The 18,876-nt window shown below is 64.6% G+C and carries 17 protein-coding genes; 11 read left to right on the top strand and 6 right to left on the bottom strand.

What is annotated here, in order from left to right; all coding sequences use genetic code 11:
- The first annotated feature begins 66 nt into the window (after nucleotides 1–66).
- The 6 genes from IPK75_01095 (at nucleotide 67) to IPK75_01070 (ending at nucleotide 4,613) form a co-directional block, all read left to right on the top strand.
- The gene (locus IPK75_01095; protein MBK8196934.1) at nucleotides 67–993 is read left to right on the top strand and encodes a hypothetical protein; all 927 of its coding nucleotides are present in this window, start codon (nucleotides 67–69) and stop codon (nucleotides 991–993) included.
- A 50-nt stretch (nucleotides 994–1,043) separates the two neighbouring features.
- The gene (locus IPK75_01090; GenBank protein ID MBK8196933.1) at nucleotides 1,044–1,781 is read left to right on the top strand and encodes a hypothetical protein; all 738 of its coding nucleotides are present in this window, start codon (nucleotides 1,044–1,046) and stop codon (nucleotides 1,779–1,781) included.
- A 10-nt stretch (nucleotides 1,782–1,791) separates the two neighbouring features.
- Nucleotides 1,792–2,208, top strand: coding sequence for a DUF1489 domain-containing protein (locus IPK75_01085; GenBank protein ID MBK8196932.1), 417 nt, complete (start codon nucleotides 1,792–1,794; stop codon nucleotides 2,206–2,208).
- Between the two features lie 85 nt (nucleotides 2,209–2,293).
- The gene (locus tag IPK75_01080) at nucleotides 2,294–3,412 is read left to right on the top strand and encodes a hypothetical protein (protein MBK8196931.1); all 1,119 of its coding nucleotides are present in this window, start codon (nucleotides 2,294–2,296) and stop codon (nucleotides 3,410–3,412) included.
- 84 nt (nucleotides 3,413–3,496) lie between these two features.
- The gene (locus tag IPK75_01075; GenBank protein MBK8196930.1) at nucleotides 3,497–3,730 is read left to right on the top strand and encodes a hypothetical protein; all 234 of its coding nucleotides are present in this window, start codon (nucleotides 3,497–3,499) and stop codon (nucleotides 3,728–3,730) included.
- A gap of 58 nt (nucleotides 3,731–3,788) precedes the next feature.
- Entirely contained in the window at nucleotides 3,789–4,613 is an 825-nt protein-coding gene (locus IPK75_01070; GenBank protein MBK8196929.1) for a sulfite exporter TauE/SafE family protein, read from the top strand.
- A gap of 3 nt (nucleotides 4,614–4,616) precedes the next feature.
- On the opposite strand, the gene IPK75_01065 is transcribed toward IPK75_01070, so the two are convergent.
- Nucleotides 4,617–6,071: a TrkH family potassium uptake protein gene (locus IPK75_01065; GenBank protein MBK8196928.1), complete on the bottom strand. Its 1,455-nt coding sequence runs from the start codon at nucleotides 6,069–6,071 to the stop codon at nucleotides 4,617–4,619.
- A gap of 141 nt (nucleotides 6,072–6,212) precedes the next feature.
- On the opposite strand from IPK75_01065, the gene IPK75_01060 reads away from it, so the two are divergent.
- The 4 genes from IPK75_01060 (at nucleotide 6,213) to IPK75_01045 (ending at nucleotide 9,068) form a co-directional block, all read left to right on the top strand.
- Entirely contained in the window at nucleotides 6,213–7,262 is a 1,050-nt protein-coding gene (locus tag IPK75_01060) for a Glu/Leu/Phe/Val dehydrogenase (protein MBK8196927.1), read from the top strand.
- A 77-nt stretch (nucleotides 7,263–7,339) separates the two neighbouring features.
- Nucleotides 7,340–8,167, top strand: coding sequence for a universal stress protein (locus IPK75_01055; protein ID MBK8196926.1), 828 nt, complete (start codon nucleotides 7,340–7,342; stop codon nucleotides 8,165–8,167).
- 18 nt (nucleotides 8,168–8,185) lie between these two features.
- On the top strand, nucleotides 8,186–8,554 hold the full coding sequence (locus IPK75_01050) for a hypothetical protein (GenBank protein MBK8196925.1): 369 nt from the start codon (nucleotides 8,186–8,188) through the stop codon (nucleotides 8,552–8,554).
- Between the two features lie 94 nt (nucleotides 8,555–8,648).
- Nucleotides 8,649–9,068 carry a hypothetical protein gene (locus IPK75_01045; GenBank protein MBK8196924.1) on the top strand — a complete coding sequence of 140 codons (420 nt, stop codon included), beginning with the start codon at nucleotides 8,649–8,651 and terminating at the stop codon, nucleotides 9,066–9,068.
- On the opposite strand, the gene IPK75_01040 is transcribed toward IPK75_01045, so the two are convergent.
- The 4 genes from IPK75_01040 to IPK75_01025 form a co-directional block, all read right to left on the bottom strand.
- Nucleotides 9,065–11,329 carry a TonB-dependent receptor gene (locus tag IPK75_01040; protein MBK8196923.1) on the bottom strand — a complete coding sequence of 755 codons (2,265 nt, stop codon included), beginning with the start codon at nucleotides 11,327–11,329 and terminating at the stop codon, nucleotides 9,065–9,067. The genes IPK75_01045 and IPK75_01040 overlap by 4 nt on opposite strands.
- Nucleotides 11,330–11,500: 171 nt before the next feature.
- Nucleotides 11,501–12,730: a hypothetical protein gene (locus IPK75_01035; protein MBK8196922.1), complete on the bottom strand. Its 1,230-nt coding sequence runs from the start codon at nucleotides 12,728–12,730 to the stop codon at nucleotides 11,501–11,503.
- 147 nt (nucleotides 12,731–12,877) lie between these two features.
- A complete protein-coding gene (locus IPK75_01030) occupies nucleotides 12,878–14,068 on the bottom strand; it encodes a TlpA family protein disulfide reductase (GenBank protein ID MBK8196921.1) in 1,191 nt (396 codons plus the stop codon).
- Between the two features lie 136 nt (nucleotides 14,069–14,204).
- Complete coding sequence (locus IPK75_01025; protein MBK8196920.1) at nucleotides 14,205–15,413, bottom strand: acetyl-CoA C-acyltransferase; 1,209 nt, start codon at nucleotides 15,411–15,413, stop codon at nucleotides 14,205–14,207.
- 165 nt (nucleotides 15,414–15,578) lie between these two features.
- Here IPK75_01025 and IPK75_01020 point away from each other — a divergent pair, with 165 nt between their 5' ends.
- A complete protein-coding gene (locus tag IPK75_01020; protein MBK8196919.1) occupies nucleotides 15,579–17,096 on the top strand; it encodes a peptidase S41 in 1,518 nt (505 codons plus the stop codon).
- 52 nt (nucleotides 17,097–17,148) lie between these two features.
- Here IPK75_01020 and IPK75_01015 read toward each other — a convergent pair whose 3' ends face one another.
- A complete protein-coding gene (locus IPK75_01015; GenBank protein ID MBK8196918.1) occupies nucleotides 17,149–18,741 on the bottom strand; it encodes a phosphoenolpyruvate carboxykinase in 1,593 nt (530 codons plus the stop codon).
- Nucleotides 18,742–18,876 lie beyond the last annotated feature (135 nt).

Genomic DNA, 18,876 nt, shown 5'->3' with positions numbered 1-18,876 from the left:
GCCCGATCCTTGCTTGAACAGGCGCAGACCCCGGGGGTTTGCGTCCGGGATGGCAAGGGGTGGTTCATGGCGACGGGAATCCTGACCGATTGGGACAGCCAGAAGGCGTCCCGCTTTGGGAAAGACCTGATCGTGGCGGGCCATACGCTGCACCAGCGGCCGATGTTCTCCGATGACGGGCTGGCGGACCTGCTGGACCGCTATCCGCGCGAGGCGTTCGGTATCCACACGATGGGTACGCAGCGCTCCGACAAGGACGGCTTCCGGAAGGGGATTCCGGGCAACCTGAATGGTGCGCAGCTGCTGGAAGCTGTGAAGCGCGGCCGGCTGTGGATCAACCTGCGCAATGCAAACGCCCACCTGCCGGAATATGCGGCGCTGTGCGATGAGATGTTCGGCGAGCTCGACGCGGCCAACGGCGTCAAGACGATGAAGCGCGATGTCGGCGTGCTGATCTCCAGCCCGAACGCGCGCGTCTTTTACCACCTCGACATTCCGCTGGTGACGCTCTGGCAGATCAAGGGCGAGAAGACGATGTACGTCTATCCGCGCGGGGGGAAGTTCGCGACAGACCCGCAGATCGAGGCGATCGTGCTGCGTGAGCAGGAGGAGGAGATCGACTACGATCCGGCTTTCGACGCGGAGGCCACGGCCGTCCACATGAAGCCTGGCGTGGTGGCCAACTGGCCGCAGACGGCGCCGCACCGGATCGACAATGGCAACTGCCTGAACGTCTCGCTGTCCTGCGAATTCATGACCTTCGACGCGCTGGTCCACGCCAATGCGCTCTATGCCAACGGGGCGATGCGGCGGTGGTGGGGGATGAACCCGTCGATCGAGCGCGACGGCCACATTACAAAAATTTCAAAGGCGGGACTGGCCCGCGGCCTGAAGCTGTTCAACTCCCGTAAATCTTTCGAGAAGCACGCTCGTCCGACCTTTGTTGTCGACCTTGATGCCGAAAACGCCGTGCGGGACCTGTCTGCCGCATAGCCGCCGCAATCGGGGGCGATGACTCACCACCGCTCGGGACGGGTAGAGTCATGTTGATCGCGTTTTTGATGTCGCTGGCCATGGCCACGGGCTCCGGCCCGATGCATGCGGCCCTGGAAGCCACAGAGGCGCCCGAGACGCTGCGCGCCGCGTTTACGGTCGAACTGGCCTCCAACAGTGCGCGCCAGACCTATTATTTCGATCCTCGTCTTGCCGCCGGCGCGCGCTGGGTGCTCGTGTCGCGCTATGGCAATGATCCCGAGCTTGACCGCGTGGCCGCCGACTGGGCCGCAGAACTCGCGCCCGACAGCCGCCTGTTTCCTGACGACCTGCGCGCCAGCCTCGGGCCATCGGTGGACGTGAACACCGATGGGGACGCCTGGCGGCTGAGCTTCCGCCACCATCCGAACTACAACGACACCGAGTTCGACGTCTGGGCCGCCGAACGGCTGAAGGCGACCGCTTGGCTCGACCCGGTGGGCGAGCGATTCCAGCGCATCGACTACACGCTGCCGAAGCCGGTGAAGGGCCCGTCCGGCGGAAAGCTGACGCGGTACGACCAGAGTTATGAGCTCAAGACCGAGCCGCACTGGGGCTTTTCCTATGTGTCGGGGTTCACGGTCGATCTCGAGGCGCGGGCGGCTTTCAAGAAGATCGAGCGGCGCCTTGAGGCGCGCGTGACGGACGTCACCTTCTTTTTCGCCAGCCCGAGCGCCGAGGCGGAGTTCGATGCGCGGCGGGCCGCGACGCTACAGATGGCCTCTGGATTCGCCTCGCCGCCGCGCTAGACTCTGCGGCATGACGATTCACATGGTGAAGCTCTGCGTCGGCGCCGACACGATCGACGACCTCGCCGACTGGCAGGCGCGCCAGATGAAGAAACTGGCCAATCCCGTCCACCACACCCGCATGGCGCCGAAGCGCGCCGAGGAAATGCTTGACGGTGGGTCGATCTACTGGGTGATCAAGCGGGCCATCCGCGTGCGCCAGCGGATCGTCGACCTGCGGGCGGTCGAGGACGATGAGGGGCGCGCGATGTGCGAGCTCGTATTCGACCCGGTGCTGGTGCGCACCTATGCCCAGCCGAAGCGGCCTTTCCAGGGATGGCGCTACCTGAAGCCCGGCGAGGCGCCGCGCGACCTGAAATCGGGCGAAGCGGCCGTGGACCTGCCCCCGAGCCTTGATGAAGCGCTGAAAAGCGCAGGCGTCTGGTAGGTCGCCGCTTCCCGTCAACGGATAGTCCGGTTGACCCGATCCCCCCACATTCTACGCCTTGTGGAGTAAGAGGGGGGAATTGTGCATGAAATCCTTGGCCTGGATCCTGATGGCGAGCGCGCTGAGCGCGTGTGCCACGCCGCGCATGAGCGCGCCGATCGCCCGCGACACGGTCGCCTATTCGAACGAGATCGCGCGCGCGCAGCAGGAACAGCTGCTGCTCAACATCGTGCGGCTGCGCTACAATGATGCCGTCAGCTTCGTCGAGATCGAGAAACTGACGACGGAAGACACAAGGTCGGTGGGCCTGGGGCTCGCCACGGCTTTTGGCCTCGATGACGGGCCATTCAATGAGGTGCTCGGCGCGGACGCCGCCGTCGGCAAATCGGAAACGCCAACCGCGATCTACAACGTGCTGCGCGGGGGAGCGTATGCGCAGCAATTGCTGCAGCCGGTGGCGCCGGAGTCGATCTTCCTGCTCAGCCAGTCCGGCTGGAGCGTCGAACGCCTGTTGCTGTGCTGCGTCGCGCGGATCGGCGATCTCGACAATGCGCGCTCGGCCGCCGGGCCGACGCCCGAACTGTTGCCGGACAACCGGGACTTCCGCGAACTGGCGCGCCTGATGCGCCGGCTGCAATTGTCGGGCGACCTGCTGGTGCAGGTGCTGGACGACAAGACTGACCACCCTCCGCGCGTGATTGTGACGTGGCATGCCGGTTCGGCAGACGGGGAAGCGCTGGCGGGCATGTTCAAGAGCCACAAGGTGGCGGCCGCCTTCAGCGTCGAGAATGAGCTCTATTCCGCCGAACTTGCCACCCGCAGCGAGAAGAAAGGCGATGCGCCGCTGCGCGGGCGCAGCCTGCTCGGCATGATGGCCGCGCTGTCGCACACGGTCGATGTGCCGCCGGAACACCAGGCGCTCGTCATGCAGACACAGGGCGGCACGCCGGGCGCGGGGCCCGGACCCTGCAAGCCGGCTGCGCCTTGGGGTGAGGTGATCGGGGATTATTTCGCGGTCAGCTGGAGCCGCGAGCGCCCGGACACCGCGTCTGTGGCGGTGCCGTATCGCGGTGTCTGGTTCTACGTCGACGACAGCTGCCGGAATGCCAAGTCCACCCTCGACCTGATCGGCCACCTGTACGCGCTGCAGGCGGGGCTTAGCCAGTCGGGCGCGCGCGACACGTTGTTGCTGATCGGCGGTTGAGAAAACCGCCGGCCGGCATTGAAAACGCCCTCAGGCTGTTGGAAACAGTCGCATTCCTTCTTTGAGACCTGAAAGGCCGCCCGCATGCCCCAGTTTGACATGATCCTGATCACGCCGCGCGAGGCGCAGGGCGCTGATGTGCTGGAACACACGGCCGGCTCGCCCGTGCGTGAGGGCGGCGGCGACGAAACCTACCGGTGCGGCGGGTGCAAGACCAAGCTGCTGGTCAACGTGGCGCACCGCGACGCCCATGGCGTGGTCGTGAAATGCGGGAAGTGCGGCAAGCTGAACACGGAACCGCACCATCATCACCATTGAGCGCTGCTGACAGGACGCATGCATCGACTTTGAGGTTGCGGGCCAGTATGGCCAGCCGATGACCGACTTTCTCAGCCAGTACGGCTTCCTCATCATTTCGCTTGTTGCTGTCGGCCTGTTCGCCGGACTGGTGGCAGGGATGTTCGGAATTGGCGGCGGCGCGGTGATCGTGCCGGTGCTCTTCTTCCTGTTCGACGGGATGGGATTTTCCGAGACCGCGATGCACGTCGCCGTGGCGACCTCGCTGGCGACGATCATCCTGACGTCCATGCGCAGCGTCGCAGCTCACAACAAGCGCGGCGCGGTTGACTGGGAGGTGATCCGGGGCTGGGCCCCGTGGATCATGTTCGGCGCGGCCTGCGGGATCGGCCTGTCGGGCCTGATGTCGCGGCAGATGCTGCTCGGCCTGTTTGGCACGCTGTTGTTCCTGCTCGCGGCCCAGCTCGCCTTCGGGCGGCCGACCTGGCGGCTCGCCGAGCAGATGCCAACCGGCGCCGCGCGCGCCGGATTCGGCACGTCGGTCGGGATCCTGTCGGCGCTGATGGGGATTGGGGGCGGAACCTTCGGCGTCAGCCTGATGACGCTGTGCGGCGTGGCGATCCACCGCGCGGTGGCAACGGCGGCCGGTTGGGGCGTTGCGATCGGCTTGCCCGGCGCGATTGCCGCAATCTTCGTCGGCTGGGGGCGTGACGGCCTGCCGCCTCTGTCGATGGGGTTCGTGAACCTGCCGGCATTTGCCCTGATTTCGGTGTTCACCGTGATGATGGCGCCGGTCGGCGCAGCGCTTGCGCACAAGCTGCCGGCCGACAACCTGCGCAAGCTGTTCGGTCTGTTGCTGGCTATCGTGGCGGCGCGGATGGTCTGGCAGGCGGCCGGCGGCTGAGCCTCAACCGCGCCAGAAACGCGGCGTGAGGACGACGAAAACGACCAGGAATTCGAGCCGGCCAAGCAGCATCATCACGGTACAGACCCACTTCGAGGCGTCGCTGAGGATGCCGTAGTTTGTCGAAGGGCCGACGACGGGACCGAGGCCCGGACCGACGTTGGAAATGCAGGCTGCAGCGCCGGAGATGGCGGACATGGTATCGAGTCCGGTGAACGAGAGCAGCGCCGCGCCGACCATGAAGGTCACGAGATACAGGAACAGGAACACCATCACCGACTGGAGCGTGTCTTCGTCGACGACGCGCCCGCCATAGCGGATCGGCGCCTTGCGGTGCGGCTGGACCATGCGCTGCGACCAGGCGATGAGCGCCTTGGACGTGATCTCCAGACGGAACATCTTGATGCCGCCGGCGGCCGAGCCGGCACACCCGCCAAGGAAGGTGACGAACAGTAGCACGGCGGCAACCGGCGGGCCCCATGTGTCGTAAGGTGCGGTGGCGAAGCCGGTGCCCGACAGGACCGAGAACACGTTGAACACCGCCTGCACGCCTTCGTTCCAGCGCTCGCTGAAGGTCGCCTGGGTGAAACTTGCCTCGCGGTAGAGGATGACGATGACCGACACGACGATGCCGATGCCAAGGAAAACGCGCGGCTGGGGATCGCGCAGCAGCGGGCCGGGGCGGCCATTGAGCAGCATGATGGCGAACAGGCTGAACGGCATTGCGGCGACCGACATGAACACGATTGCCACATAGATCGCGCCGGTGCCGTTGAACGTGCCGAACGAGGCGTCGTAGGTCGAGAAGCCGCCGGCCGAGAGGGTCGACATGGAGTGGTTGATCGCATCGAACCAGTTCATGCCGGTGATTCCGTAGAGCAGCGCGCACAGCGCGGTGAGCGTCACATAGGCGAAGCCGATATACGCGGCGATATCCGACACCTTGGGCAGGAACTTGCCCGTGCGGTCCGAGCTTTCGAGGTTGAACAGCTGCATGCCTCCGACCCGGAGCTGCGGCAGCACGGCCACCGCCGTCACGATGATGCCGACGCCGCCGATCCAGTGAAGGATGGAGCGCCAGAGGAGAAGCCCGCGGGGCATTGTATCGAGCCCGACGAGCACGGTGGCCCCGGTCGTCGTCATGCCGGACACGCTCTCGAAGAAGGCGTCAGTGATCGAATAGCCGGACACGAGGAAGGGCAGGGCGCCGACCGCGTTGATGACCACCCAGATGCTGACGGTCAGGAGGAAGGCTTCGCGCTGGCCGATGTTGAGGTCGTCGCTGCGGGCCATGACCCACAGGAGGCTGCCGACGAGGAAGGAGATGGCGCCGGACATCACGAAGACGTGCTGCTTGTCGGTGCCGTCGGCGATGTCGATCAGGGCGCAGGGGATCATCGCCGCCGTGACCAGCAGGATCATCATTCCGAGCGCGTAGATGACGGGGCGGAGCTGCATGCGCGCGCACCTTAGGCCGTAAACCCTGCAAAGGTGTCAATACGCGCCTTCCGGGCCCGGAAGCGCTGGTTGACCCTGGGGTAGTGGCACGGCTAGAGCGGCGGAACTGGTTTCATTTGCAACCCTTTCTGAGTCGCGCCGATGTTTGATAACCCCTCGTTTGACGGCCATGAGGGCGTTCATGCCTTCCACGACGCCGCCACCGGCCTGAAATGCGTGATCGCGGTGCATTCCACGGCGCTTGGCCCCGCCGCAGGTGGCTGCCGGATGTGGAACTACCCGACCGGCGACGCGATGCTCACCGATGTACTGCGCCTGTCGCAGGGCATGAGCTACAAGAATGCGATGGCCGGCATCCCGCTGGGAGGCGGCAAGGCGGTGATCTGGGGTGATCCGAAGTCCGGCAAGTCCCCAGAGCTGTTCCGGGCGTTCGGGCGCGCCGTCGAAAGCCTCGCCGGCGTCTATTACACCGCCGAAGATGTGGGCGTGGATGTCTCCGACATGACGGTCGTGCGCGAAGAGACCCGGTACGTGGCGGGCCTCGATGAAGGCGCAGCGGCCAGCGGCGATCCATCGCCGGTGACCGCGCGCGGGGTGTATCTCGGCATCCGGGAAGTCGCGCGGCGCCTGTTCGGGACGGACGACCTCAACGGACGCACGATCGCGGTCCAGGGTGTCGGATCGGTGGGGGGCTATACCTGTGACCATCTCGCCGCCGCGGGCGCAAAGCTGATCATCACAGACATCGACCAGGAAGCGCTGGCCGAGGTGGCCCGGCGGACGGGCGCGCAGGTCGTGGCGCCGGCAGATATTTATGACGTGGAAGCCGACATCTTCTCCCCGAACGCGCTAGGCGCGGTGGTCAACGAGAAGACGCTGGCGCGCCTCAAGGTCAAAGGCATCGCTGGCGGCGCCAACAACCAGCTGGTCGTGCCCGAGATGGGCGAGTTCCTGCGGCGCAAGGGTATCCTCTATGCGCCGGATTATGTGATCAATGGCGGCGGCATCATCAACGTGGCGGCCGAGATTTCGGGCAGCTATTCGCGCGAATGGGTCGACGCGACCCTTGCGCGCCTGATCGTCACGCTGGGCGACGTACTCGACGAAGCGCTCAGGAATAATCAGCCCACGAACTATGTGGCCGACCGGATCGCTCGGGCGCGGATCGCGGCTGCGCGGCCAATTACGTAGAAGCCCTTAATTTCGACCCGCGACTGTCGTATTATCTAGTCTTCAACGACCCGCCCCCGGGCCAGAAGGAGGCTGACATGTCGATTTATGCCGTGCTGCAAGGAGTGGTCGATACTGACCGCGAAACCACCCAATCCGCCGTCGCGCTGGCGCGGCTCCTGAAACGACCGCTCACCGGCGTGTGCGCCTTGCCGGATCCGCAATCCGCCCTGATGGTGGTCACCACGCCGGAATCTGCCGGCATTTCGGCCGCCGCCGCAAAAAGCCTTATCGACCTGCAGAAGGACATGCTTGAAGCGGCAGAAAGCGCGTTTCGCGACGCGACCGCATCAAGCGGCGTTGACAGCACGTTCCTGCACCGCGTCGGAACCGCCGAGGGCATTGCGGCGAGCGCTGCGACCTTGTCCGAGGCCATCGTCTTTCCTCGCAGCGCTGCGCAAAGCGGTGAGCCGCTGTCGATCGCGTTCGATCATGTGATGATGGACGAACGCCTGCCGCTCATCCTCGCCGGCAACAAGCCCTATGCGGCTGGCCCCGTGATCATCGGCTGGGATGGTTCGAGCGGCGCAGCGCGCGCCGTGCGTTTCCATGCGCCGTTGATCGAAGCCGCGGGCGAGGTGATCGTTGCGCAGAACCGGCAGGACGCGGAGCGCGATGGCGCGCGGCCGCAAGTGTCGCCGGACTCGCTGGTGAAATGGCTTGGCTATCGCGGCGTGAACTGCCGCACGGAAGCGATTGAGGGCGACGTGGCCGGCGCGCTGCTGGGCCTTGCCGACCGGTCTGGCGCGACATTGATCGTAGCCGGAGCATATGGACATTCGCGCCTGGGAGAGCGCCTGTTTGGCGGAACCAGCCGCCGTTTGCTGGCTGCCGATGTGGCGCCGGCGCTCGCGCTGGCACGCTAGGCAAAGGGGAGACTGGAAATGACGTTGCAACGCATCACGCTGCAGCTCGCGCGCAATCCCGGCTTGCCGGCAGGCGCCGCCGACCAAGGCTACACGATCATCGCGCCGGTGACGAAGGACGGCAAGCTGGACGCCGACGCATGGCGCGCGCACCGGAAGGCGTGCCGCGTGGTACGGTTCCATCCCGATCCCGCCGAAAGGGCCGATGGATGGCTGAGCCATCGCGGCAAACATTGGTTCTTCCACTACGACGAAGAGGCCGAAGGAGAGGATGAAGCCGTCTTCCGGCTGGCCGAGCACACCTTCCGCGAAGGCGAGTATGTCACCATCGATCATCCGGGCCGCGAGGCACAGACCTACAAGGTGACGGACATCTCGCCGGCCTGACGGGCGGCAGGTGTTGACGAAACCTGAAGGCGGCGCACCGAATTTCCGCACGGGGCTCAGCGCGATGTTTTCCTTAATGGCTTAGACAAGCCTCATGGAGAAGATTGCTGCCCCTATCATCGCGCTCGTGAGCATATTCCTGTATTTCACGCATGACGCCGGATTCAACTTCGAACGCGCCAGCCTCGAGAAGCGGATCGCGTTTGTCGAGCGCCAGGCGCATCAGGCCGCCGATGGCGGGCATTTCACCGTCAGGTCCGGCGCAGACGCCTTCTATATTTCAGGCGACCAGATGCTGGCGCGACTGAAAATGAGCGCTGATGGACTGGCTTTCGGCCGCAACCGCCCGGCAATGGTCCGCCAGGCATGTGAAGGCTACGTCGGCTCGTACCTGGACGAGCACTCGATTGCGCTGCGGCTCGAATTCTACCGCGATGCCGGCACGATGGCCGGCACCATTTCCCTGTCGCCGAGCGCCTGCGCAAGCTACGTCGCGCAGGCCAGCAAAGGCTAGAAGTCGAAACGCACCTGCACGCCATAGGTGCGCGGCTCGTTCACAAAGCCTGTCAGGTTATTGAAGTCGATCGCGCCTTCGAGCGCCTCTTCATCCAGGATGTTCCGCACAAAGACGGAGGCATCATAGCCGCGGTCGGACTTGTAACCGAACTTCAAGCCGCCTTCCCAATAGCCTTCCTGGCCGAACTCGACGCTGTCATACAGGAAGAAGTTCGTCTGGCCCTTGTAGGCCCAGTCGGTGTAGCCGTAATACTCGCCGCCCATCACCGGGATGGCGTAGCGAGCAGTCATGTTGGCGATCCACTCGGGCGCATTCGGGAACGAATTGCCAGAGATGTTGTAGCCGAGCAGGTTGCCGAGGCCGTCGAACACAGCCGGATCGAGTACCGTGCAGCCGCCGCCGCAACCGGGCGCCAGCAGCACATCATCCTTGATCTCGGTCTTGTTGTAGGAAAGGCCCGCCGTGACGAACAGGTTGTCGAGCGGAACGGCTTCGGCGTCGATTTCAAATCCGTAGCCTTCGCCCTTGTCGCCGTTGAACAGCGCGACGGTATTGTTGATGCCGCCCACGATGGTGAGCTGCTGGCCTTCAAGGTTGTAGAAGAACACGTTGCCGTTGAGCCGCAGGCGGCCGTCGAGCATTTCGCTCTTTGCCCCCGCCTCGTAGGACAGCACTGTTTCGGAGTCGGCGGTCGAGAAGTCTTCGCCGAAGACGAGGCGGCCCTGGGTTGAGGGGCCGCGGAAGCCGCGCGCGATGCGCGCATACAGGTTCAGGTCGTCCGTGTACGCATAAGTGGCCGAAATGTCCCAGCTGATGTCGTCGTCGGATGTGCTGCCGGTGATCGGTCCGAGCGGCCCGGCGCCAATGGGGCTTGTGAGCCGCTCGACGGTGAAATCCTTCTCCTCGTCCGTCCAGCGCGCACCGCCGGCGACCGTCAGCTTGTCCGTTAGATCGTAGGAGAGGGAGGCGAAGATGCCGATACTGTCCGTCTTGCCCGAGCGGGTCGCGCGGCCGTTTTCGGGTTGGCCGGGCGTCAGGGAGTCGAAGCTGAGCGAGGTGATGAAGACATCCTCGTTGAACAGGAAGACGCCGGCCTGGCCGCGCAGGGCGCCGCCGGCATCATAGGCAAGACGCAGTTCGTGCGTCGTCTGCTCGAGGTCATCGACAGCGCCGGAGCTTTCCGAAGGGAACGGGATGAAGCCCGGTCCGAAATTGCCGGCGCCGAGGAAGGCAGCACCGAAGCCGCCATCGATGTCGCCGCGGCTTTCGATTTCGGCCGTTTCATAGCCGAAGACGTAGGTCGCCGTGACGGACTTGGTCAGGCCCTTGTCGAGACGCAACGTGACGCCGGAGGTGTCCTGCGTCAGGAAGTTCTGGCCATCGAAGAACACGGTATCTCGGTCGAAGCCGGCGCCGAGGCCCTTGCGGCCGGCATCGATGATGTTGGCGCGGAACAGGCGCGCGTCGCCATCATTCGAGCGTGCGTGCAGGTTCAGGAGCGCGGTGAAGTCATGGCCTTGCGGCGTGAATAGCACCTGGCCCCGGCCTGCGACTTCCTTGAAGCCCTCATAACGGTCGTCTTCGCCGGTGAAGGCGTTGTCAACGTATGGGTCGCGCTCCTGGTAGAGCCCCGAGACGCGCACCGCCAGCACGTCGTCGATGACGGGCAGGTTCAGTGCGCCTTCGAAATCGCGGGTGTTGTAGTTGCCGTAGGCGGCGCGGATGTAGGCTTCGAATTCATCCTGCGGCTTGCGCGAGTCGAACTTGATGATGCCGCCCGGCGTATTGCGGCCGAACAGCGTGCCCTGGGGTCCGCGGAGGACTTCGATCTGCTCGAGGTCGAACACCGGGAAGCCCTTCAGGATCGGGCTCTCGTAGGGCACGTCGTCGTAGACGAGGCTCACCGGCTGGGAGGCGTTGAGGTCGAAATCTGTGTTGCCGATGCCGCGGATGTAGAAGCGAGGGAATGCGCGTCCGAACGAGCTTTCGGCGATGACGCTGGGCACGCGGGCCGAGAGGAAGCGCACATCGGCGCCAGATGATTTGAGCGTGTCGAGTTTTTCGTCCGACAGGGTCGACACCGAGATCGGCACATCCTGGAGATCTTCCTCCACCCGCTGCGCCGTGACGATGACAGCGCCGAGCCGGGCTTCTGATTCGTCGTCCGTGGACTGGGCGAGCGCGGGCGCGGCGAAGGCCGAGAGCGCGATGAAGCTGGCGCCGGCAATCATGCGGCGGAACGAGGAGTAGGACGGCATGATGATCACCTGGTGGGAATGGCGGGGAGGCACGCATCGACGCTGCTCGCGTCCGAGCGGGTCTCTCACACCGGCGGGCAAAAAAGAATGCAGGTCGCCAATCAGGCGAGTGCTTTTGCGCCGATCTTCAAGACAGCGTGCTTTGATCGCCACAACTGCCTGAAGTTGAGGCTAGTTCCAGGGATTGAAGCGCCGCGGATTGCCGGGCTCGGGCGCGGCAGGTGCGGTCTCGCCGGGCAGGTCCATCGGCCCTGCCACCGGCGTCGATGGCGGATAGGACTCGGCACTCACTGTGTCGTCATAGTCGCTGGGCGACACATCCGGCAGGTCCAGTGTGCCGTCGATGACGATCCGCTTCGGCGCTTCGGCTTGTTCCGCGGCAGGCGCGGGCGCAGCGGACGTGGATGGATGCGACGGTGTGCCGACTCGCTGCGCCGCGCCGAGGCCGAAACCGAACGGGATGGAGGACAGCGAAATCGGCTGGGTGAGCGTCGGAACGACAGGTGCGGGCGCTGGTTCAGGCGCGGGCGCGGGTGAAGGTTCTGGAACGTGCTCGGGTTCCGGCGCGGCCTGGACCGTCACGGGTTCCGGTTGAGGTTCGGGGGCTGCGACTTCGAGTGCGGTCTCAACCGGCGCGGCCGGCTGCTCCTGAACGAACTCGCCGAAGGTGCCGAACGAACCGGGTTCGTCGGACGCGGCGAGCTCTTCGGGCGCCTCGATCGCTGCCTCAATCACGACTGTCGTTTCGGGTTCGGGCTCGGCAACGATTACGGGTGCGGCGGCGATTTCAGGTTCGGGCTCAGGCTCCGGTTCGGGGGCGGGCGACACGGCGACCACTTCGGCTACCGGTTCAGGCTCCGGTTGCGGTTCGGGCTCAGGCGCGGCCAATTCTGCCTGCGGCGCGGGCGCAGCTTCGGCTGCCGGGCCGTTGATCTGGTCGGCGAGCGTCGCCACAGCGGCCGTGATCTCGGTTTCGCTTTCGCTCGGCAGTGTTTCGTCGGTGGCCGCGTGCGGCGCTTCGATCAGCCGGACGGGCGGCGCGGCTTCAGCGCGTGCCGCCTCGGACTCGACCGCGTCGAGGCCCGCGAGCAGGGTGCGGATCGCCTTTTCGGTGCCGCGCGCATGGCGATAGGCTTCGCGGTAGAGCTCGGCGATGAACTTGGAATAGGGCCGGCCGAGGGAATCGACATCGTCGGCGAATTCTTCCGGCTGGCAGGTTTCGATCTCGCGGCCGAGCGCGTCGGTCAGCAGCACGGCGTGAGGCTCGGGCGTCAGCACCACGCGGTAGCCTTCCGTGTCATGCACGACGGCGGCGTTCTCGCCTTCGGTCCAGGTGACCCGCTGCTTGCGCGTCATCTCGTTCAGCTTGTCGATGAGACGCTTGGTGGAGGGATGCAGCATTGCGGCTTGCTTTCCTGTTGGGGCAATTCGTGACTTTGGCGTCAGGTTAGCCCGCCCGGCGCCAAGTTTCAAACCTTGGAACCAGAATCCCTGCAAACGGCGCCGAATCGGCTGGCCTGCACGCGGTATGCCAGGCGCTCGGTGCGATCAGGGCACTTCGGGCGCAAATCTCAATTCCACCAGCAGGGCATCGCCGTTGGGCCGGTCTGCCGAATCGGCACCGCCTTCGAGCCGGTAAACGCGGGTGAACTGCTCCGGCGCGGCGGGGTCCGGGCAGGTGAATTCATGACCGCCATTGGCGGGCAATGGATCGGCGCACAGCGCGCGCTTTTCAAGCGGCAGTTCGGCGAAGCGGGCTGCCCCGATCTTTTCACCAAGCGGTCCATGCACATCGCCCGACCGGCTGCTCACGATGGCCACGTATCCGCGTGACCAGTCCGACTCCACAATGAAGCGGGCCGCTTCGCTCCCGTCCGGGCGGATTTCGAAGCTCGATGCGCCGCTTTCAGGATCTACGATGGGAATGACATCGAAGTCCGGGAAAGCCTTTTCCACGGCCGAGACGGTAAACGCCGTGTCAGCGTCCAGGGACGCAACGCCGGCCGCCGAGATCGTGCGGCGGGTCGCATCGCGTACTTCGCCGCGTACCCGCGCAATGTCCTTGATGAAGCTTTTGACGGGCTGGTCTTCGACCACCGAAAGATCGGTGCGAAAGCCGCGCACGATGCCGTCCGGGGAGACGAGCAGGTAGCTTGGCGTCCAGCTGATCTGCAGGGCATCGCGGACGCTGGCGTCCGTGTCGATGACCACCGGGAATGAATAGCCGGCCGAGGCGAAATAGGCATCGAGTGATCCGTATTTTCCGAACATCTCTTCCGGCGTCGCCCGCGCCGCGCTGGCGGGCACATGGATCGACAGGAAATCGAGATCCGGATCCTGGGCAATCGCGCGTTCGAGAGCGGCGACATACGGCCCGTCTGCAACGCAGTCGCTGCACCAGGCGCCCCAGACATCGATCACCGTCCAGCGGTTCAACGCCGTTGAGTCAAACGTACGGCCGTCGGACATCGGCGCAGTGAAGGCAGGCAGCTTCTGGCCCAGCAGGGCATAGGCGAACGGGCGGCCTTCGGCGTCGCGATAAACGCCGTCGCCCTTGGTGTCGGCTGCGCTCTGGGGCGGTGTTTCATTCGCGGTCAGGAACTTCGTGGCCTTCACGTTTGCGGCGGACTCGGACGGCGCGGCTTCGGGCGCCGCGACGGTGTTTTCGGTGACGTCTGGCGCTTCGCACGCTGCAATCAGGACGAGGGCGGACAAGCTGAAAAGGGCGCGCGGGGACATGCGAAAGCTCCAGGAACTGGTCATTTCATTGCCACGGTACTGCGGCATCTAGAAGGCAGCGCGGCTTCACATACGCATGAGAAAAGGGCGGCCCTTACGAGCCGCCCTTTTCAGTTTGACCGAAGTCAGGGTCAGATCAGTTGTAGAATTCGAACAGGCCGGCTGCGCCCATGCCGCCGCCGATGCACATGGTGACAACGCCCCACTTTGCTTTGCGGCGCTGGCCTTCGAGCAGGATGGAGCCGGTGCAGCGTGCGCCGGTCATGCCGAACGGGTGGCCGATGGAGATGGCGCCGCCGTTGACGTTGTATTTCTCGGGGTCGATGCCGAGACGGTCACGCGAATAGAGGCACTGCGAGGCGAAGGCTTCGTTCAGTTCCCAGAGGTCGATGTCCTGGACCTTCAGGCCGTGGCGCTCGAGCAGGCGGGGGACGGCGAAGACCGGGCCGATGCCCATTTCGTCCGGGTCGCAGCCCGCAACGTTGAAACCGGCGAAGCGGCCGAGCGGTTTGAGGCCGCGTTTTGCAGCTTCCTTGGCTTCCATGACGACGACGGCGGCGGCGCCATCCGACAGCTGCGAGGCGTTGCCGGCGGTGACATATTTGCCTTCCTTGACGACCATGCCGCCCGAGAAGACCGGTTTCAGGCCGGCAACCATTTCATAGGTCGTGCCCGGACGGTTGCAGTCGTCCTTGTCGGCAACGACATCCTGGAAGGTTTCTTCCTTGGTGTCTTTGTTGATCAGTTTCATGCGGGTTTTCAGCGGCACGATTTCCTGCGCCATGTAACCCTTCTGCTGGAATTCGGCCGTGCGGCGCTGGCTCTCGACAGAGTACTCGTCCTGGTATTCGCGGCTGACCTTGTAGCGGTCGGCGACGATCTCGGCGGTTTCGATCATCGTCATCCAGATGGCCGGCCAGGTTTTCGCGAGTTCCGGCTCGAAATACTTGTAGCGGTTCGACTGGCCCGAGCCCTGGACGAGGCTGATGCTTTCCACGCCGCCGCCGACGGTGACGGCTGCGCCTTCGTTGATCACGGTGTGCGCGGCGTTGGCGATGGCCTGCAGGCCCGAGGAGCAGAAGCGGTTGATGGTGGCGCCCGACGTCGTGGAGGGGCAACCGGCGGCCAGCGCCGCGTTGCGGGCGACGTTGTGGCCGGTGGCGCCTTCCGGCGCGGCGCAGCCGAGGAAGACGTCTTCGACGGTTGCGGCTTCGACGCCGGCGCGCTCGAGGGCGCCCTTGATGGCGTGGCCGGCCATCGTGATGCCGTGGGTGTCGTTGAGGGCGCCGCGACCTGCTTTGGTCAGGGCGGTACGGGCTGTAGAGACGATAACTGCTTCGCGCATGGCTTCCTCCGGAATGATTGGCGTCTTGTTGCGCCGCACCCTATCGAGTGGAATCCGGCAACACCAGACTTCCCTTAACGTCAACTTGGCCTCTCGTTGCCGGTTGAAGCTGGCTTCCGGCGCGATTAGCACTGCTGAAGCCATCCAGTCCGAAAGGAGCCGAAATTGAGCCGACCCTATTCGATGCGCACCTTCGCGGCTTTGATCACGCTGACAGCGGCGGCCTGCACCACACAGGCGCCGGAGATCGTCCCGGTCGTTGAACCGGCGACGCTGTCCGAATGGGGTGCACACCTGGCGGCGGACGCGCGGGCCATGCATCAGCAGATCGCGGACAATCATCCTGGCAGCGTCGACCCGCTCAATCCCGGCTTTGCGGCAATCAATGATGCCGCGCTCGCCCGCGCACTTGAGCATGCGCCAGAAGCGCAGACGATGGCTGGCTGGTGGTGGGGCCTGCGCGAGTATGCGGCGGCCTTCAATGACGCACACCTCGAAATCTTCCTGAAGGACCAATCCCTCAGCTTCCAGCAGGAGTGGGCAGGCTTCCTGACCGCTTGGCGCGCAGGAGAATTTGTGGTCGGCGTCCGCGACGAGACTGCCGCTGAGACGCCGCCCGTTGGCGCTCGTCTGGTCAGCTGTGACGGGGTGGAAGCGCAGGCCTTTGCGGCTGACCGCGTGGGGCGATTCCGCGGCCGCTGGGACATGGACGCCCAGAAGCTGACGCAGGCCCCCTGGCTGTTTCGCGATACCGGGAATCCCTGGGTGGCAAAGCCGCAGGAATGTCTTTTTGAGGCAGGCGGCCAAACTCAGGCTTACAGGATAAACTGGCATCCCCTGACGCTGGATGAACTGGGGCAGAAGCTTGATGCCGTTCGTCCGCCCATGCGTATCGATATTTACCTCAAAGCCCTCGGCGATGGTGGCTACTGGATCGCCCTGCCGGATTTCACGGGCGACCCGGACGCAACCCTCTATCCGAAACTTTCGGCATTGATGGACGAGATCGCGGCGAAGCAGGCGGATCTGCGCGCCGCGCCCTACGTCGTTCTGGACCTTCGCGACAATGGCGGGGGCTCGTCGCGCTGGTCGCAGATTGTCGCCGATGCGCTGTGGGGCGAGGGCTGGATCGCTGCCCATCCGGTGCCGGCTTCGACTTCGGTTGATTGGCGCGCGTCGCCGGCCAACCTTGCAGCGCTCGAGCCATATGTCGAACAGTTCCGGCAGGCCGGTGATCCCGTGATGATCAACTGGATCGAACAAGTCGTCGGCGGGCTCCGGCGCGCGATGGAGGCGGGCGAGCCTTACTGGGTGGACGTGAGCGGCGAAGAAACGGAAGCCAGCGTTGAAGCCGGCGCGCCGCCCGTGTCGCTGACGGACGGAAAGGTCTTTGTACTGACGGATGCGGCCTGCTTCTCCGCCTGTCTGGATGCCGTAGACCTGTGGAAATCAGCGGGCGCGATCCAGATCGGGCAGGTGACCGGCGCGGACACAGTCTACATCGAGAATCGCGAAGCTGATCTTGCCAGCGGCTTTGCGGGGCTTTCCTTGTCGATGAAGGTCTACCGTGGCCGCAGCCGCGGAAACAATGAACCGCAAGTGCCGGAAATCTTTTATCCGGGCGATCTCGGCGATGACGGGGCCGTCGAGGCCTGGGTCAGCAAACTGGGCAGCGGCGACTGAAAAAAGCCCGCCGGGTGACCGGCGGGCTTTGTCGTCAGGGTAGGGCCGGAAATCAGGCCGGAGTCTTGGCCTTCGGTGCAGCGGCTTTCACAGCGTCGTCCACATAGGCTTCGAACTTCTTGAAGTTCTCGACGAACATGTCGGCAAGCTTGGCGGCCTGTGCGTCGTATGCCGCCGTGTCCGCCCAGGTCGAGCGCGGGTCGAGAATCTTGGAATCGACGCCTGCAACGGCGGTCGGCACCATGAAGCCAAACGTGTCGTCCTTGCGGAACTGAACATTGTTCAGCGAGCCATCGAGGGCAGCGTTGAGCAGGGCGCGGGTGGCCTTGATCGGCATCCGGTTGCCCTGGCCATACGGGCCGCCCGTCCAGCCGGTGGACACCAGCCAGCAATCCACGTCATACTTGGCGATGAGGCGGCGCAGAAGATTTCCGTACTCGGACGGATGACGCGGCATGAACGGGCCGCCGAAGCAGGTCGAGAAGGTGGCCGATGGCTCGGTCACGCCCTTCTCGGTGCCGGCAACGCGCGCCGTATAACCCGAGAGGAAGTGATACATCGCCTGCGCCGGGGTCAGCTTCGCGATCGGCGGCATGATGCCGTAGGCGTCGGCCGTCAGCATGATCAGGTTTTTCGGCTGGCCGCAGCGCCCGGTCAGCGAGGCGTTCGGGATCGCTTCGATCGGGTAGGCGCCGCGCGAATTTTCAGCGAGGGCTGCCGAGTCGAGGTCAAGCTCGCGCGTGGCGGGATCCATCACGACGTTCTCGAGCACGGTGCCCCACTGTTTCGTGGTCGCGTAGATTTCCGGCTCGGCTTCTGCCGACAGCTTGATCATCTTGGCGTAGCAGCCGCCTTCGAAGTTGAAGAGGCCGTTTTCCGACCAGCCATGTTCGTCATCGCCGATCAGCGTGCGCGAAGCGTCTGCCGAAAGCGTCGTCTTGCCGGTGCCGGAGAGGCCGAAGAAGATGGCGGCGTCGTCCTTGTCGGACGTGTTGACCGAGCAGTGCATCGGCATCACGCCTTGGTCGGGCAGCAGGTAGTTGAGGATCGTGAAGACCGACTTCTTCGTTTCGCCGGCATAGGACGTGCCGCCGATCAGCACGAGGCGCTTGGCAAAGTTGACCGCGATCACGGTTTCCGAACGCGTGCCGTGTTTCGCAGGATCGGCGCGGAAGCTCGGGCAGTTGATGATCGTGAAGCCCGTGCGGAAGGATTTCGCTTCATCCGCGGTCGGAAGGCGCAGGAGATGGCGGATGAACAGAGAGTGCCAGGCGAATTCGGTCACAACGGTGACCGGCACGCGGTAGTCGAGGTCAGCGCCGCCGAACAGGTCCTGCGAGTAGACGTCCTGGTTTGCAAGGTGAGCCTTGAAGTCCGCCCACAGAGCATCGAAATGCGCAGGCGTCATCGGGGCGTTGTTGTCCCACCATACGGTGTTCTCGGTCAGTTCATCGCGAACCGTGAATTTGTCCTTTGCAGAGCGGCCGGTGTGCTGTCCGGTCTCGACAACCAGGGCGCCGCCTTTGGCAACGCGGGCCTCGCCGGAAGCGACAGCCGTTTCATAAAGGCGCGCTTCATTCCAGTTCTTGCGCACCGATTTGGTGCGTACGCCAAGCTCGGCGAGAATTGCTACTGTGTCGCTCATGATTACCCTCGGGATTCGCGATTTTTTCAGGGCCGCCCCGGCCTCATCACCATGCGCCCATTAGCGCCCGGCAGGTCCATTTTGCAACATCCGTGCCCGTGTTGATTGCGACGCAGCGCAGCAATTGGACGGGCT

Source organism: Acidobacteriota bacterium (assembly GCA_016712445.1).
Classification (GTDB): domain Bacteria; phylum Pseudomonadota; class Alphaproteobacteria; order Caulobacterales; family Hyphomonadaceae; genus Hyphomonas.
Note: the sequence above shows the minus strand (reverse complement) of the source record. Positions and strands in the feature narration are given on the sequence as shown.

What these genes read in the sequence shown, in the direction of transcription:
- IPK75_01095 (MBK8196934.1), top strand. Translation starts at nt 67, where the DNA reads ATGGCGACGGGAATCCTGACCGATTGGGACAGCCAGAAGGCGTCCCGC.
- IPK75_01090 (MBK8196933.1), top strand. Translation starts at nt 1,044, where the DNA reads ATGTTGATCGCGTTTTTGATGTCGCTGGCCATGGCCACGGGCTCCGGC.
- IPK75_01085 (MBK8196932.1), top strand. Translation starts at nt 1,792, where the DNA reads ATGACGATTCACATGGTGAAGCTCTGCGTCGGCGCCGACACGATCGAC.
- IPK75_01080 (MBK8196931.1), top strand. Translation starts at nt 2,294, where the DNA reads ATGAAATCCTTGGCCTGGATCCTGATGGCGAGCGCGCTGAGCGCGTGT.
- IPK75_01075 (MBK8196930.1), top strand. Translation starts at nt 3,497, where the DNA reads ATGCCCCAGTTTGACATGATCCTGATCACGCCGCGCGAGGCGCAGGGC.
- IPK75_01070 (MBK8196929.1), top strand. Translation starts at nt 3,789, where the DNA reads ATGACCGACTTTCTCAGCCAGTACGGCTTCCTCATCATTTCGCTTGTT.
- IPK75_01065 (MBK8196928.1), bottom strand. Translation starts at nt 6,071, where the DNA reads ATGCAGCTCCGCCCCGTCATCTACGCGCTCGGAATGATGATCCTGCTG.
- IPK75_01060 (MBK8196927.1), top strand. Translation starts at nt 6,213, where the DNA reads ATGTTTGATAACCCCTCGTTTGACGGCCATGAGGGCGTTCATGCCTTC.
- IPK75_01055 (MBK8196926.1), top strand. Translation starts at nt 7,340, where the DNA reads ATGTCGATTTATGCCGTGCTGCAAGGAGTGGTCGATACTGACCGCGAA.
- IPK75_01050 (MBK8196925.1), top strand. Translation starts at nt 8,186, where the DNA reads ATGACGTTGCAACGCATCACGCTGCAGCTCGCGCGCAATCCCGGCTTG.
- IPK75_01045 (MBK8196924.1), top strand. Translation starts at nt 8,649, where the DNA reads ATGGAGAAGATTGCTGCCCCTATCATCGCGCTCGTGAGCATATTCCTG.
- IPK75_01040 (MBK8196923.1), bottom strand. Translation starts at nt 11,329, where the DNA reads ATGCCGTCCTACTCCTCGTTCCGCCGCATGATTGCCGGCGCCAGCTTC.
- IPK75_01035 (MBK8196922.1), bottom strand. Translation starts at nt 12,730, where the DNA reads ATGCTGCATCCCTCCACCAAGCGTCTCATCGACAAGCTGAACGAGATG.
- IPK75_01030 (MBK8196921.1), bottom strand. Translation starts at nt 14,068, where the DNA reads ATGTCCCCGCGCGCCCTTTTCAGCTTGTCCGCCCTCGTCCTGATTGCA.
- IPK75_01025 (MBK8196920.1), bottom strand. Translation starts at nt 15,413, where the DNA reads ATGCGCGAAGCAGTTATCGTCTCTACAGCCCGTACCGCCCTGACCAAA.
- IPK75_01015 (MBK8196918.1), bottom strand. Translation starts at nt 18,741, where the DNA reads ATGAGCGACACAGTAGCAATTCTCGCCGAGCTTGGCGTACGCACCAAA.